Consider the following 15,023-nt stretch of genomic DNA (forward strand, 5'->3'; position numbering starts at 1 on the left):
TGCAGAAAGGACATCGCATGCAGCTCACCGACAAGACGATCCTCATCACCGGCGCCTCCAGCGGGATCGGCGCCGCCGCCGCAAGGCTCTTCGCCGCAGCCGGGGCGCGCCTCGCCCTCGGCGGGCGGGATGCTCCCCGGCTGGAGGCCGTGGCCGCGCAGGCCTGTGCCAAGGGGGCGGAGGTCGCCACCCTCGCCGGGGACATCACCGAACCGGAGTACGCCACGGCCCTCGTCGCCCTGGCCGAAGAGCGTCTCGGCCCCCTCGATGCCGCCTTCAACAATGCCGGGATCACCGGACCCGCCGCCCCGGCAGAGGCGCTCTCTCCCCTCGACTGGCAGCAGGTGCTGGCGACCAACCTCGACGCGGCGCACCTGGCTGTCCGGGCCCAGGTCCCGGCGCTCAGGCGGGGGGCTGCGGCGGGCCGACCGGGCGGGGCGCTGCTCTTCACCTCCTCCTTCGTGGGCCATGGCATCGGATTGCCGGGCATGGCGGCCTACGGCGCGGCCAAGGCGGGCCTCGTCGGGCTGGTACAGGTCCTGGCAGTTGAACTCGGCCCCGAAGGCCTTCGCGCCAACGCCCTGCTGCCCGGCGGCACCCGAACCGCCATGGCGGGGGAGGACGCGGGCTTCCACGACTGGGCGGCCTCGATCCACGCGCTCAAGCGCATGGCCGAGCCGGAGGAGATCGCCCGCGTGGCGCAGTTCCTCCTGTCCGACGCCGCCAGTTTCGTGACCGGCGCGGCGATCCACGCCGACGGCGGCAACGCGATCTGCAAGGGCTGAGGCAGGGGGGCTGGTGGAGGAGGCTGGGGGCAACCGAAGGTGGATTACATCCACCCTACGGCGAGGCACCCGTAGGGTGGATGCAATCCACCGCTCCGGCCGCTCCGCCCCCACTCTCACCCCTTGGCGACGAAGCTCATCCAGCTGTCACCGAACTTCCGCCGGTCAAGCATCTCCCAGCCCTCCGGCAGCTCGACCTCGGCGCTTTCTTCCCAGACGATCAGCGCGTCATCGGCGATCCAGCCCTGCGCCAGCGCGGCCTCCAGCGCCGGCTCGCCCAGACCCTTGCCATAGGGCGGATCGAGGAAAACCAGCGTCGCGGGCACCCCGCCGCAGGGCGGCAGCCGCGTCGCATTGACCCGCAGCACCGTGGCGCGGTCCTTCACCGCCAGCTCGCGGATGTTCCCGGCCAGCAGCTTCTGCGCCACCCGCCCGTCATCGACGAAGGTCGCCTGCCGCGCGCCGCGCGACAGCGCCTCCAGCCCAAGCGCGCCGGTGCCCGCGAAAAGATCCAGCACCACCGCGTTGTCCAGCGGATCGCCGAAGCGCCCGCCGGCGAGTATGGAAAACAGGCTCTCCCGCACCCGGTCCGTCGTGGGCCGCAGATGCGCGCCCGCGTCGCCCTTGCCGAGCGCGGCCAGGCGCCGCCCCCGGAACTCTCCCGCGATGATCCGCATCAGCCCTTCATCAGCTCCTTCAGATCCACCGCCGGATCGGCCACCTTCGCCGGATCGGCGGTCCGGCCCGCATCGATCAGCCGCTTGCCCACCATGTAGCCGCGCGGGTCGTTCATTGCATCGACCGCCAGCAGCTGCTCGCCCGCGTAATACCAGTGCGACCGCGCGCCCTTGTCGTCGCGCCGGGTGACGATGCGGTCGTAACCGGTCGACAGCCCCGCGATCTGCAGCTTCACGTCATACTGATCCGACCAGAACCAGGGCTTCGGGTCATAGGCCTGTTCCAGCCCCAGCATGTTGTCGGCGGCGCATTCGGCCATGTCGATGGCGTTCTGCACGCTCTCCAGCCGCAGCCGCCCGCCGCGGAAGGGGAAACTGGCGCAATCGCCCGCGGCCCAGATCGACGGGTCCGAGGTACGGCACTGCGCGTCGCAGGCGATGCCGTTCTCCACCACCAGGCCCGCTTCCACCGCCAGCGCCTCATCCGGCAGGATGCCCGCGCCCACGATGACGAAATCCACGTCCAGCTCGGTCCCGTCGGTCAGAACCGCACCGCTGACCCGGCCCTCGCCCGTCAGTCGCTCCAGGCCGCAGCCCTCGCGGATCTCCACCCCATGCGCCATGTGCAGGGCCCGGAAGTAGCCGGAGGTCTCGGGCGCCGCGACCCGTTGGAGGATCCGCTCGCCCATCTCGACCAGCACCACCTTCAGCCCCTTCATCGCGGCCACCGCCGCGGCCTCCAGCCCGATGTAGCCGCCGCCCACGATCAGCACCCGCGCGCCCGGCACCACATGCGGGGCCATCGCCTCGATATCCGCCAGGCTGCGCACGCAGAAGACGCCCTCCAGCGCGCCGCCGATGGCGGACGGCAGGTGCCGTGGCACCGATCCGGTGGTCAGGGCCAGCCGGTCGTAGCGCAGCACCTCGCCGCCGATGACGACCTCCTTCGCGGCGGGCACGATCGCCTCCACCGCCGCATCCGTGCGCAGGGTGATGCCGTTGTCGGCGTACCAGGCGGCTGGCCGCAGGTAGAGCCGCTCTTCCTCCATCTCTCCCAGCAGGAACTTCTTCGACAGCGGCGGCCGCTGGTAGGGCGGCACAGGTTCGGCGCCGATCAGCGTGATCTCGCCCTCGTGGCCCTTCGCCCGCAGCCGTGCCACCAGCGACGCCCCGGCCTGCCCGGCCCCGATTACCGCGATATGGCTCATGCCCGTCACTCCTGCTGGTGCATCTTCGGCGCGAAGCTATATGCTTTCTTCAGGTAAACGCAAACCAGCACAGGATGACGCGATGACCATTGCCCCCGGCGATACCCTCCCCGATGCGACGCTCCTCACCATGGCCGACGGCGCGCCCGCGGCCGTCTCGGTTGCCGAAAAGACCAAGGGCCGCAAGGTCGTGATCTTCGGCCTGCCCGGCGCCTTCACCGGCGTCTGCACCACCGCCCACGTGCCCAGCTTCCTGCGCACCGCGCCGGATTTCGCGGCCAAGGGCGTGGATGAAATCATCTGCCTGTCGGTCAACGATCCCTTCGTCATGGGCGCCTGGGCCGACGCCACCGGCGCAGGCGATGCGATCTCCTTCCTGGGCGATCCGACCTCCGCCTTCGTCAAGGCGCTCGGCCTCGATTTCTCCGCCCCGCCGGCGGGTCTGATCGACCGCAGCCGCCGCTTCTCCATGCTGGTCGACGACGGCGTGGTGAAGGCGCTCAACATCGAGGAAAGCCCCGGCACCTGCGCCGTCTCGGCCGGGGAAACCCTGCTCGAAGCGCTCTGACGCGGCAAGACCACTGGCAAGATCACCGGTCCGATGCCCCGGTCGTGAACCTTGCCCAAAGACGGGGCCGCCATGTTGCGATGCGCGGCCCCTTGCAACCTGCCCTTGCAACCGGCCCTTGCAGTCTGGCGCGATGGCCCTGCGATCGTCGCGGGCCAGGGGTTTCATGCGGTGAACGGGCTGATGCAAAGGCAGCGCCCCTGCGCCGGTCCCGAAAAGGGAAACCCGGAACCATGAAGGTCCCGGGTTCAGGGAAGATCGCAGTCCCGATGCAATCCTCCACCCCATGTACATCGGACCCTAAACCCGGTGGCAATAACCGGGCCCTCGGTTTGCAAGTTGATGTACTGGCGCCGCCTCCATAGTCCCGACGGAAGCGACGTTGAGGTAAACTACCCTGTATACATGGAATGCGTCAATCGCCGGCGGCGCTTAACACGTGGTTAAGTGATGTACCCGTGAGTCACTCGCCCATGGCGTGGGTGGGCGCGATGCCCCGTCACTCCGTGCGGATGGCGGCCTGGTCGTCCAGCCAGCTCAGCTGGACCTCGCTTTCCACCGCTTCCTCGAAATATTGCCGCACATGGGCCACGGCCGCCCGTGACGCCATGCCGGATTCGATGAGCAGAAGGGAGATCAGCAGACCGCTGCGCCCGGCGCCGTACTGGCAGCTCACGGCGCAGCTCCCGCCCCGGGCAAGACGCGCATGCAGGGCCGGTCCCAGCTTGCTCCAGCGCGCCATGAACGCATCATCGGGGACCATGTAGTCCTCGATGGGCAGGAAGATCAGCTCCACACCCCGGGAAAGTGCCTCTTTCTTGAGCAGATCGAACGCCCCCGGGGGAAGCTCCTGTTCCTCTGGCAGGACCAGCAAGAGGTCCGCGCCCAGGTCCCGCATGTCGCAAACTGTGTCTTCCAGGGCATCCGGTGCGATGTAACCGCTGCCGTCGATGCCTGTTTCAAGGCCCGGAAAGCCGGACATCAGGCATTGCCCGCCTTCCGGCATCTCCACCCTGGCCCGCAGGGCAGAGCCCGCTCTGTACTCGTAGGTCAAGTAAAACTCCAAAAGCGGGATTGCAAAATTGCCTGCACAACCTCTCCGAACATATACAAGGTATTGAACGGATGGTATCCGGATCGGGGCGGAGGGAAAGTGTGTTGGGTCGAGTAGTTTAGAATATGCGCAAGAACAACGGCGAGATCGCCGCAGAGATCCGCGAACGGATCTGCCTGCTGGGGGGCGCGGATGAGATCATCCTGCATGAAGGTCAGCTGGCAACGGAATTCGGGGTCTCCCGCACGCCGATCCGGCAGGTGCTGCAGATGCTGGCCTATGAGAACCTGGTTGAAACGCGCTCCGGCGTCGGCACCATCGCAACGCCGCTGCTGATCGACCGGCGCGACTCCGACTTCCGGGCGTTCCGCGCCATTCTTGCCGCCTGCGTGCAATGCCCGGCCGATGTCGACACGGTGCCGGGGCTGTCCCTTGACCGGCTGCGCGACGCGCAGCGGCTGCTGGAGGCCTCGAAGGGGGCCGATCCGACGCTGGTGAAGACCGTTGCGGCCTACCTCGAAGCGATGCTGATGCTGGTGGGCGATCATATCGTGGCCACCGCGCTGCGCTCCGCCTTCTGGCGCCACGTGCGCTGGTGCCTGCATCCCCGTCACGGCAACATGGAAGAGGCGCGGGATCACTTCGCCATCGCGATCCGCGAAGCGCTGCCCCTGGCGGAGGCCGGGGACCCCCTGGCGCTTCTGGCGCGGCTCGCCGCCCTGGATGTCGGCGGCGGCGAAGGCTGGTATCGCGGCTGATCCCGTCGTGGCAATGCCGGGCCGGCCGGCAGAAGGGGCACCGCGCCGTGGCGCGATGCCCCAGGGACATCAATCCTCGGCCTTGCCGCCCACGTCGGGCTGCAGCAGGGTCCGGGTGGGGAAGGGGATATCCACGCCCCCCTCGTCCAGCGCCTCTTTCACCTTCCGCTTCATGTCGGTGGTGAAGCCGAAGTAATCGCCGCTTTCACACCAGACCCGGACCAGGAAATCGACGCTGAAGTCGCCCAGGTTGTTGACCTGGATGAAGGGCGCCGGATCGGACTTGGCGCGCGGATCGGCCATGATGGTGTTGCGGATGATCTCCTCCGCGTCCTTCAGGTTGGCGCCGTAGCCCACGCCAAAGGTCCATTCGGCGCGGCGGGTCGGGTAGATCGAGTAGTTGGTGATCGTGTTCCCCCAGACCTCGCTGTTGGGAATGATGATCTGGGTGTTGCTGAGGCTCGCCAGCTCGGTGAAGTTCAGGCTGATGTTCTTCACCGTGCCCATCTGGCCCGCGACCTCGACGAAATCGCCGTTCTTGATCGGGCGGAAGAAGATGATCATCACGCCGGCGGCGACGTTCGACAGCGTGCCCTGCAAGGCCAGACCGATGGCCAGGCCGGCGGCACCGATGACGGCGACGACGCTGGTGGTCTGCACCCCGAAGGTGTTCAGCACGAACAGGAAACTGAAGGCGACGATCGCATAGCGCAGGATCGAGCCGAGGAAGTCGAACAGCGTGTCATCCAGCTGCGCATAGCGCTTGGACAGCGCGTTGATCCGCCGCTTGGCCCAGGCCGCCAGCGTGAAGCCGATGAACAGGATCAGCACGGCGGTCAGGACATCGCCGAAGAGCGAGGCCAGGAAATCCAGCGTGAACAGATCGCCCACGGTCTTGCCGTTCCAGATCTCTGTCTGAAGCAGGCTGTTGAGTTTGTTCATGGCGTCTTCTTCGTTCATGTGCAGATCTGGTCCATTTTTCTTGCAAGTTTCGCGTCGGCGGCGGTGATGCCGCCCATGTCATGTGTCGTCAACCGGACGGTGACCCGGTTGTAGCTGTTCGACCAGTCGGGATGGTGGTTCCACTTCTCCGCCCAGAAGGCGGCCCGGGTCATGAAGGCAAAGGCCTCGGTGAAGTCGTCGAAGGTGAAGGTCTTCACCAGCACGTCCTCGTCCTTCTCGATCTCCCATCCGGTGTCGAAAAGCGGCCCCAGCAAGGTGTCCCTTACGGATGCGTCTAGAATCTCGGTCACTCCTGTTCCTCCTGTCTGTCGCGGCGGAAGGGGCCGTAGGCGGTCAGGACCTCTATGTCCTCGTCCACGGCGCGGGCTTCCGCCTCCAGGTATTGCGCGATGGCGCGGCCCAGCCCCGGATCGGCGATCCAGTGCACCGAATGGGTCATCGTGGGCAGATATCCACGCGCCAGCTTGTGTTCCCCCTGCGCCCCGGCCTCGACCCGCGCCAGTCCCCTGGCGATGGCAAAGTCGATGGCCCGATAATAGCACAGTTCGAAATGCAGGCAGGGGTGATGCTCCAGCGCGCCCCAGTAGCGGCCAAAAAGCACCTCCCGCCCGATGAAGTTCAGCGCGCCGGCCACCGGCACGCCGTCACGTTCCGCCAGCACCAGCAGCACGTCGTCGCGCATCGTCTCCTGCACGATGTCGAAGAAGGCGCGCGTCAGGTAGGGCGTGCCCCACTTCCGGCTGCCGGTGTCCTGGTAGAAGGCCCAGAAGGCATCCCAGTGTTCGGGCCGCAGGTCATCGCCCGTCAGCATCCTGATCTCGCCGCCAAAGGCCTGGGCCTGCTGGCGTTCCTTGCGGATGTTCTTGCGCTTGCGCGAGCTGAGCGAGGCCAGGAAATCGTCGAACGTCCCGTAGCCCCCGTTCAGCCAGTGGAATTGCTGGCTGGCGCGGCGCATCAGGCCCATCTGCTCCGCCGCGATGGCCTCCGCCTCGGTGCAGAAGGTGACATGCAGCCCCGACAACCCGTTGTCGGCGGTGATCTGCACCGCGCCCTGCACCAGTGCGGCCATGCCCTCCGCCTCGTGTCCCGGTTTCACCAGGAACCGCCGCCCCGTCGCCGGGGTAAAGGGCACCGCCATCTGCAGCTTGGGATAATAGCGCCCACCTGCCTGCTCGTAGGCATGGGCCCAGTTGAAATCGAAGATATATTCGCCCTGGCTGTGGCTCTTGGCATAAAGCGGCGCCACGGCGATCAGCTCGCCTCCCTGCCGGGCCAGCAGGTGATGCGGTTCCCAGCCAGTGCCGGGGCCGACCGATCCGCTGTCCTCCAGCGCCTTCAGGAAGCGCCATGTGGTGAAGGGATCGGCGGGCGCGCCGCCCGTGGCCGCCTCGGGGCAGGCGCAGCTGTCCCAGTCCCCTGGCGCAATCGCGCCGAGGCCGTCGATGGTGCTGATCTCGATCTCTTGGGACAAGGTGGTCTCGGTCCGTCTCGGGGATCCGTCTCGCGGACATGGGCTCGCGGACATGGGTCTGGGCAGTTACCCGGCATGATCTGGCGCGGGCCGGGCCATGGTCAAGCCTTGGGGCAGGCAGAGGGGCAGGCGCCCGCCCTGTCGTGCCCCGGATCCTGCCCGGGGCATGAAAGTCGTGCAGCAACCCCCCCGCGGCGATCAGCCGATCGCGGCGGGGAAGGCGGCGAGGTAGTGCTCGAAGGTCACGTTGTCCGACAGCGCCCGCGCCTCCGCTTCCGCCTCGGGGGAGCGGATGGTCCAGCACAGCACGGTCAGCCCGTGATCGCGCAGGGCCTGCACGCTGGGGCGCGCCAGGTCGGCGGCTTCGTGACTGACGAAGCTCGACCCGGTGGGCGCGACAAAGGTCATGTCCTGCAGGGCCTGGCGCTGCGCATCGGTCAGCTGTTCGAAATGGCTGCCCTCGTAGGCGCAGGTGGTGATGCCGCGCGGCACCTCGGGGGCCAGGTCCGCCATCCGGCCCACCATGGCGGGGTTGAAGGACATGAAGGCAATGGGCCCGGCATATCCCGCCGCCACGCGGGCGGCCTCTGCCTCCAGCGTGCCGGGGGCATGGGCCGTGCGCCCGTCCTGGTCCTTCAGTTCCACCAGCAGCGGGACCTTGCCGCCGACGATCTCCAGCACCTCGGCAAAGGTCGGGATGCCGCTGTCTCCGCCGGTCAGGCGGATCGTTTCCAGCTCGGCGGCGGGGCGGGCATCCACCGGGCCGCTTTCGCCGGTCACCCGGTCCAGCGTGTAGTCATGAAAGACCATGGCGGCGCCATCCGCGCTCAGCTGCAGGTCGATCTCGATGCCGTAGCCCGCATCCACGGCGGCCCGGATCGCCTCCCGGCTGTTTTCGGGGCGCCCGGCGGCCAGGTCGTGCAGGGCACGGTGGGCCACCGGCAGGGTCGCAAAGGCGGCCGGCAGGGCGGGGGCGGGGACCTTGGGGTTCATCGGATCACTCGACTTCGAAGATCGCCTCGATCTCGACCGCCACGCCGAAGGGCAGGCTGGCGGCAGAGACGGCGGAACGTGCGTGGCGGCCGGCCTCGCCCAGGGCGGCAACCATGAAGTCGGATGCGCCGTTCACGACCTTCGGCTGATCGGTGAAATCGGGGGTGGAATTGACGAAGCCCACCAGCTTCACCACCCGCTTCAGCTTCGACAGGTCGCCACCGCAGGCGGCCTTGGCCTGGGCCAGAAGGCTGATCGCGCAGAGCTTGGCCGCGGCGGCCCCGGCCTCCACTTCCATGTCGGCCCCCAGCTTGCCCTTCACCATGCCGTCGGCGTCCTGGCTGATCTGGCCGGAGACATGCACCAGGTTGCCCAGCTGGACGAAGGGCACGTAGTTGGCGGCGGGCGCGGCGGCCTCGGGCAGGGTCACGCCAAGTTCGGCCAGGCGGGTTTCGATCGCATTCGTCATGGGGGGTCCTTTCGGCGGGGCACGCGCGGCTGCGCGCCATTGGGTCGGTTCGGCGCGAACGCTACGCCCCGGGCCCGGGATTGCAACCCTGCAATTGGGCCCCATCCCCATCATGCCGCCGGGACGGACGCTCACCGGCCCTGCGGCCCGTCTCGCCCCGCCCGCCGGCCCGGTTTCCCGCTTCTGCCCGATCTTCCGCGCCGTTTTTCCGCGCTTTGGCGACGGCCCCTGCGGATGTCGCCGATGGCCCCGCCCGCCCACGGGGCCGGGCTATTCGCGGAAAGCCCGCGCCATGTAGTCTCCGAAGGGTTTGACGAGATAGGCCAGCGGCGTTCGGTCCTCTGTTCTCAGGTAGGCTTCCACCGGCATGCCCGGCAGCAGGGTCAGCGCATCCTCGCCGCCGCCCAGCCGTTCCCGCTCGCCCTCGTTCAGGCGGATCTCGGCCCGGTAGTAGCTGCGCCCGCTGGCCTCGTCGGTGAAGGCATCGGCGCTGACCCGGCTCAGCCGGCCTTCCAGTTCCGGGGTCGTCTTGCGGTCGAAACCGGGAAAGCGCAGGCGCACCTGCTGGTCCGTGTGCACCCGGTCCACGTGCAGCGGATCGACCCGCGCCGCGATCAGCAGCGCCCGGTCCTGCGGCACGAGGTACAGCACCGGATCCGCGGGCCTGACCACGGCGCCCGCCCCGAAGATGCGCAGCCCGTGCACCACGCCCGCCACCGGTGCCGTGACCTCCAGCCGGGCCAGCCTGTCGCGCAGGGCATGGCGCCGCTCCGCCAGCTCCAGCTCCCGCACGCGCAGGTCGCGCAGGTCGGCGATGGCCTCCTCCCGCCGGGCCGTGGCCCGCGACAGCACCTGCAGTTCGATCTCGGTGATCCGGCCCTCCGCCTCTGCCCGCTTCGCCGCCAGGTCGCCCAGCTGCCCCTCCTGCCGTGCGGCCTCCCGCTGCAGCGACAGGACCCGGCCAAGCTGGCTCAGCCCGCGGGCCAGAAGGCTCTCCTGCACCTCCAGCTCCTGCCGGATCAGCGCGGCCTGGCGGCGCAGCGCCTCCGCCTGGGCATCCAGGCCGCCGATCTGGGCGCGGATCTGGCCCTGGCGCTTGTCCAGCTGCGCCACCTCCTGCGCCGCGGCCTCCCGCCGGGTGGCCAGCAGGCGCCGCTGCCCCTCAACCAGGGCGGCGACCTGCGCGCCGGGGGCGCCCAGAAGCGCGGGGTCGAACTCGGGCAGGGCACGGTCGTCACGCTCTGCCTCCAGCCGCGCGCGCCGTGCCATCAGCTCATGCAGCTGGCCCTCGACGATCGTCAGCTCGGTCCGCAGCTGCTCCGGATCCAGCCGGATCAGAACCTGCCCCCGGTCGACGGCCTGGCCTTCCTCCACCAGCACCGCGGCCACGACCCCGCCATCGGGGTGCTGCACCACCTGGCGGTTGCTTTCGACCTCGATGCGGCCGGGGGCGATGACGGCGCCGGCGATCTGCGTGGTGGCGCCCCAGCCGCCCAGCCCGCCCAGCAGCAGGGCCAGCGCCAGCAGACCGGCGACGACCGGCCCGCGCACCCGCTGGCTGCGGGGCAGGGCGCGCGCGCCGCGGCTCACCTCAGCCCGCCCGAGGCACCGCCCCGGGTCCCCGTGGTGCGGATCTGCTCGTGGTTGGCGACGACCCGGCGCAGCACCTCGTCGCGCGGGCCGAAGGCCACCCGCTGGCCGTGATCCAGCATCAGCAGCAGATCGCATTCCTGGATCGCGGCGGGCCGGTGCGCCATGATCAGCACCGCGCCGCCCTCTGCCCGCAGGGCCCGGATCGCGTGGTTCAACGCCTGGCTCCCCTCGTTGTCTAGGTTCGAATTCGGCTCGTCCAGCACCAGAAGGACCGGCGCGCCATACATCGCCCGGGCCAGGCCGATGCGCTGGATCTGCCCGCCCGACAGCCGCCCGCCATGGGGGCTGACCCGCGTGTCGTAGCCCTGCGGCATGCGCAGGATCATCTCGTGGGCATCGGCCCTGCGCGCGGCGGCGACAACGGCGGTATCGTCGGGCCGCTCCGCCATCCGGGCGATGTTCTCCGCGATGCTGCCATCGAACAGCTCCACCCGCTGCGGCAGGTAGCCGATCAGCCGCCCGCGTTCCTCTGCCTCGTATTGCTCCAGCGTGGCGCCATCCAGCCGGATCGTGCCCCCGGCGCAGGGCCAGCCGCCGGTCAGCGCCCGCGCCAGGGTCGACTTGCCCGCGCCCGACGGGCCGATGACCCCGCAGGCCTGGCCGGGGGCCATCCCGAAGGTGACCATCCGCAGCGCCGCCTGGCTGTCCCCGGGGGGCACGACGGTGGCCTGCGCCACCTCCAGCCGGGCGCGCGGGCGGGGCAGGGCGGTGCGCGGCACCGGCACCGGCGTGACCTCCAGCAGGCGGGACAGCCCGGCCCATCCGCGCCGCGCCCGGCTGATCAGCGGCCAGCCCGCGATCAGGCTTTCCACCGGGGCCAGCGCCCGCCCCATCAGGACCGACCCGGCGATCATCGCCCCGGGGCTCAACGCATCCTGCAGGGTCAGCCAGGCCCCCAGGCCCAGCATGGCCGATTGCAGGAACATCCGCAGGGCCCGGCTCATCGCGGAAAGGGAGGAGGTGACCTCGGCCGCCGCCGTCAGCCGCTCTGTCGCCTCCCTCCGCAACCGGGACCAGCGGCGCCAGGCAGAGGTGCCCATGCCCATGGCGCGCACCATGCCCGCCTCGGCGCGCATCTGGTCCGCCTGGGCCTGCGCGCCCATGGCGGCGCTGACACCCTGCGCCTGCAGCCCGCGCCCGCTGGCCTGGCCGATCGCGGCCAGCACCAGCAGCGCGGCACCGCCGCCCAGGGCCAGCAGGCCCATGTAGGGATGAAACAGGGCAAGCCCCGCCAGGAAGACCGGCACCCAGGGCAGATCGGCCAGGGCGCCCGGCACCTGCGATCCCAGCAGCGCCCGGATCGCGTCCAGGTCCTGCAATGCGCCATCGCCGGAGGGCGCGTTGCGGTCTCCCCTTTGGTCACCCGCGTGACCCGTCCCCCCGGCAGAGGCCCGCGCCAGGGCCGCCTCGTAGACGCGCCGGTCCAGCCGTGCCTGGAACCGCGCGCCGACGCGCGCCATCAGTCGCGTCCGCGCCCCGTCCAGCACGCCCAGCACCGCGTAAAGGAACCCGACCAGCACCGTCAGGACGATCAGCGTCTCGACCGAGCGGGAGGACAGCACGCGGTCATAGACCAGCAGCATGTAGAGGGGGCCGGTCAGCATCAGCAGGTTGGCGAAGACGGAAAACAGCGCCGCCAGCCAGTAAAGCCCCCGGCTTTCGCGCCGCGCGGCGCGCAGTTCGGCCACGCCGGGCCGTGGCGGCGCCTGTCGTCCCGGCGCAGGCGCGTCGGCGGGGCCTTCCCGTGGCGGATCAGCGCGTGGCGCGCTGTCGGGGGGTGTCCCGCGCCCCCCGGCCGCGCCACTCGCCGCCTCGGCCCGGGCCCTGCCGTGCGGGCGCGGGGTGACAGTGTCAGGGCCAGTATCTTGGCCAGTATCTTGGCCAGCGTTTGGCCCCGCCTCTGGCCCCTTCTGCAGGCCCCCGTTCGGGAGCGCATTTGCGGCCCCAATCGGGGGCACCCCGGCGGGCTCTTGCTGGGGGGCCTGTCCAGGCTCCGGTTCGGGGGGCGTGGGGCGTGTGCCGGGGTGGGCTGCCGGCCTGGCGGTCCGATCGCTCCGTTCCGCGCCGTGCAGGCCGGGCCCGTGGCCCGCCGGGGCGGCGGGATGTGCGGCGGGATCTCCGTTTCCCTCATGGATCATGCCGCGCCCACCCGCTCGTGGGCCGACAGCCCGTCCTTCGCCGCAGCCACCGCACCGGATCTCCCGGCGGCAGCGTTCCTTTCGGGGGCAAGGCCAGGGCAGGCGTCATCTTCGGGGCTGATCGAAAAGGCGCAGGTTGGCATCGCTGCCCATGGGATGCGCGGCCGGGCGCATTGCCATGCCGGGCCGCCGGACATGGCCGCAGTGGGCATGCCAAGAGGGCGTGAAACTTGCCATCGGGCCGGACCTTTCCCATGGCCCTTCGCGCGGCCTTTCATCTGGCCCGTTCCGGGGGCATTCCCCTTGGCGCCCCGTCGGGCGGTCTCTCTGACTGCCGTCCTGACTGCGCCTCTGGCCTGTCCTTTCCGCATTCTGGCGTTTGCCTCTCTCACATCCGTTGCCTCTCCCGCGGGGGCGCTGCGGGGCCCGGCCACTGGTCCCCAGAAATGGAGGCCCCTAAAAAGGAACCCGCGCGTGTCCCATATGCGTCCTGTGCGCTCCTGCACCGGCGGGATGTCGCATCCGCGCCACAACTCCCGCGTGAGGCGTCTGGAGCTATGGCATCGAAGCCTTTAAAGAATAGATAAAGCTTGCGGGTCATATTGCGGCCCGTGCATGCACTCTCCGTGCCGTTTCCCATGTCGTGGCTGCCCGGCTGCGCAGGGCGGCGGTCCCTTCGGGTCCATCCCGGGCCCACCCGTCCCGAACCTGCCCATCACGAACCTGCCCAGCTGCCGACCCTGCAAGACCTGACCCGATACGCCACCGATCTGCCGAGGAACCCCGGCCCCGGTCCTGCCCCGCGCGGGCCGGTCCGCCGGATCAGACGAGAGCCCGCCACGATGTCCCAGACCGCCTCCCGGAACCCCTCCACCGCCCGCCCGCTGGTGGCCGCCGCCCTGGGCCTGGCCCTGATGGCCGGCCTGGCCGGCTGCACCCGGCCCGATCCGAACGCGGTGACCCGCGCGGGCGAAGCCTTCGATCCCTACGAGGCCACGAACCGCAAGGTGCATGCCTTCAACAAGGGCGTCGATACCGCGGTGCTGCGCCCGGTCGGGACGGTCTACGCCACCGTGGTGCCGGAACCGGTCAACATGATGGTGGGCAATTTCGCCGACAACCTGGGCACGCCCTCGGACGTGGTGAACAACCTGCTGCAGGCCCGCTTCGGCGATGCGGCGGTCAATACCGTGCGCTTCGTGATGAACTCCACCATCGGGGTCGGCGGGCTGATCGATGCGGCCACCGCCTTCGGGATCGAACCGCGCGATACCGACTTCGGCGAAACCCTGGCGATCTGGGGCGTGCCCCAGGGCGCCTACCAGGAACTGCCGATCCTGGGCCCCTCGACCGAACGCGCCACCGCCGGCCGCGTCGTCGATCTCTTCACCAACCCGCTCAACACCGTGCTCGACCCCTCCGAACAGCGGCTCAAGACCGGCGCGCGGGTGGCCAACCTGGTGGGCGAACGCGGTTACCGCAGGGACACGATCGATTCCCTCTACTACGACTCGGCGGACAGCTACGCGCAACTCCGCCTGATCTACCTGCAGAATCGTCGCCACCAGCTTGGCAGCGCCGCCGAAGGTGCCTATCTGGACCCCTATGACGACCAAGCAGCGGAGAGCTCGGGTGACTACATCGATCCCTACATCGACCCCTATGCGGAATGACCTCATCTCGCGGCGCGGGCTGCTGGCGGGGCTCGGCGCCCTGGCAGTGACCGCGCTCGTCCTGCCGGCGGCCCCCGCCCGCGCCCTGACCGCCGCCCAGGCGGAATCCCTCGTGGACAAGGTCGTGGCGGAGATCAACGCCGTCATCAACGGCGCCGCCAGCGAAGCGCAGATGATCCCCCAGTTCGAAGCGATGCTGCGCCGCTACGGCGACATGGACGCCATCGCGCGCACCTGCCTCGGCCCGGCGGCCCGGCAGGTCTCCTCGGCGCAGCTGGCCGCCTTCACCGATGCCTTCACCGGCTACATCGCCCGCAAGTACGGCAAGCGTTTCCGGGAATTCATCGGGGCGGAGATCAGCGTGACCGGCTCCAAGCCCTACAAGGACCGCTTCATCGTGCAGACGGTGTTCAACCTGCGCGGCCAGGCACCCTTCGACGTCGACTTCCTGGTGGCGGACCGCAACGGCAAGCAGATCTTCTACGAGATGGTCATCGAAGGCGTGTCGATGCTGGCCTCCGAACGCTCGGAAATCGGCGCCATGCTGGATGCCCGCCGTGGCGATGTCGCGGCCCTGACCGAAGCGCTGAAAACCACCGGCTGATCGCCGCGC

15 protein-coding genes are annotated in these 15,023 nt (G+C 69.6%); 5 read left to right on the plus strand and 10 right to left on the minus strand.

The annotated features are described in order from the left end of the window. Positions 1 to 17 precede the first annotated feature (17 nt). Positions 18 to 785, plus strand: coding sequence for an SDR family oxidoreductase (locus tag AC2IR1_RS03440; protein WP_486474884.1), 768 nt, complete (start codon positions 18 to 20; stop codon positions 783 to 785). 116 nt (positions 786 to 901) lie between these two features. On the opposite strand, the gene rsmD is transcribed toward AC2IR1_RS03440, so the two are convergent. After that, the gene (rsmD, locus tag AC2IR1_RS03445) at positions 902 to 1,462 is read right to left on the minus strand and encodes a 16S rRNA (guanine(966)-N(2))-methyltransferase RsmD (RefSeq protein ID WP_486474885.1); all 561 of its coding nucleotides are present in this window, start codon (positions 1,460 to 1,462) and stop codon (positions 902 to 904) included. Then, complete coding sequence (locus AC2IR1_RS03450) at positions 1,462 to 2,670, minus strand: NAD(P)/FAD-dependent oxidoreductase (protein ID WP_486474886.1); 1,209 nt, start codon at positions 2,668 to 2,670, stop codon at positions 1,462 to 1,464. Before AC2IR1_RS03450 ends, rsmD begins: the two co-directional genes overlap by 1 nt. 82 nt (positions 2,671 to 2,752) lie before the next feature. On the opposite strand from AC2IR1_RS03450, the gene AC2IR1_RS03455 reads away from it, so the two are divergent. Beyond that, positions 2,753 to 3,238: a redoxin family protein gene (locus tag AC2IR1_RS03455; protein ID WP_486474887.1), complete on the plus strand. Its 486-nt coding sequence runs from the start codon at positions 2,753 to 2,755 to the stop codon at positions 3,236 to 3,238. A gap of 499 nt (positions 3,239 to 3,737) precedes the next feature. On the opposite strand, the gene AC2IR1_RS03460 is transcribed toward AC2IR1_RS03455, so the two are convergent. Then, entirely contained in the window at positions 3,738 to 4,292 is a 555-nt protein-coding gene (locus AC2IR1_RS03460; RefSeq protein WP_486474888.1) for a protein-tyrosine phosphatase family protein, read from the minus strand. Between the two features lie 125 nt (positions 4,293 to 4,417). On the opposite strand from AC2IR1_RS03460, the gene AC2IR1_RS03465 reads away from it, so the two are divergent. Further along, positions 4,418 to 5,050, plus strand: a complete 633-nt coding sequence (locus AC2IR1_RS03465; RefSeq protein WP_486474889.1) for a GntR family transcriptional regulator — start codon at positions 4,418 to 4,420, stop codon at positions 5,048 to 5,050. Positions 5,051 to 5,119: 69 nt separating this feature from the next. Here the strand turns inward: AC2IR1_RS03465 and AC2IR1_RS03470 are convergent, their stop codons facing one another. The 7 genes from AC2IR1_RS03470 to AC2IR1_RS03500 all read right to left on the minus strand — a co-directional run bounded on the left by AC2IR1_RS03470 (position 5,120) and on the right by AC2IR1_RS03500 (position 12,287). Continuing rightward, positions 5,120 to 5,992, minus strand: coding sequence for a mechanosensitive ion channel family protein (locus tag AC2IR1_RS03470; protein ID WP_486474890.1), 873 nt, complete (start codon positions 5,990 to 5,992; stop codon positions 5,120 to 5,122). Between the two features lie 14 nt (positions 5,993 to 6,006). Continuing rightward, positions 6,007 to 6,303 (minus strand): 4a-hydroxytetrahydrobiopterin dehydratase, encoded by a 297-nt coding sequence (locus tag AC2IR1_RS03475; RefSeq protein WP_486474891.1) that lies wholly within the window; start codon positions 6,301 to 6,303, stop codon positions 6,007 to 6,009. Further along, a complete protein-coding gene (locus AC2IR1_RS03480) occupies positions 6,300 to 7,538 on the minus strand; it encodes a GNAT family N-acetyltransferase (RefSeq protein ID WP_486474892.1) in 1,239 nt (412 codons plus the stop codon). The genes AC2IR1_RS03475 and AC2IR1_RS03480 overlap by 4 nt, the downstream gene beginning before the upstream one ends. A gap of 144 nt (positions 7,539 to 7,682) precedes the next feature. Beyond that, on the minus strand, positions 7,683 to 8,477 hold the full coding sequence (locus tag AC2IR1_RS03485; protein WP_486474893.1) for a glycerophosphodiester phosphodiesterase family protein: 795 nt from the start codon (positions 8,475 to 8,477) through the stop codon (positions 7,683 to 7,685). 4 nt (positions 8,478 to 8,481) lie between these two features. Continuing rightward, entirely contained in the window at positions 8,482 to 8,946 is a 465-nt protein-coding gene (locus tag AC2IR1_RS03490; protein WP_486474894.1) for a RidA family protein, read from the minus strand. 270 nt (positions 8,947 to 9,216) lie between these two features. Continuing rightward, positions 9,217 to 10,536 (minus strand): HlyD family type I secretion periplasmic adaptor subunit, encoded by a 1,320-nt coding sequence (locus AC2IR1_RS03495; protein ID WP_486474895.1) that lies wholly within the window; start codon positions 10,534 to 10,536, stop codon positions 9,217 to 9,219. Continuing rightward, positions 10,533 to 12,287 (minus strand): type I secretion system permease/ATPase, encoded by a 1,755-nt coding sequence (locus tag AC2IR1_RS03500; protein ID WP_486474896.1) that lies wholly within the window; start codon positions 12,285 to 12,287, stop codon positions 10,533 to 10,535. Before AC2IR1_RS03500 ends, AC2IR1_RS03495 begins: the two co-directional genes overlap by 4 nt. 1,292 nt (positions 12,288 to 13,579) lie before the next feature. Between AC2IR1_RS03500 and AC2IR1_RS03505 the strand changes: the two genes are divergently transcribed. Next, the gene (locus AC2IR1_RS03505) at positions 13,580 to 14,410 is read left to right on the plus strand and encodes an MlaA family lipoprotein (RefSeq protein ID WP_486474897.1); all 831 of its coding nucleotides are present in this window, start codon (positions 13,580 to 13,582) and stop codon (positions 14,408 to 14,410) included. Further along, entirely contained in the window at positions 14,370 to 15,014 is a 645-nt protein-coding gene (locus AC2IR1_RS03510; RefSeq protein ID WP_486474898.1) for an MlaC/ttg2D family ABC transporter substrate-binding protein, read from the plus strand. The genes AC2IR1_RS03505 and AC2IR1_RS03510 overlap by 41 nt, the downstream gene beginning before the upstream one ends. Positions 15,015 to 15,023 lie beyond the last annotated feature (9 nt).

Source organism: Pseudooceanicola sp. NS-SX8 (assembly GCF_057380755.1).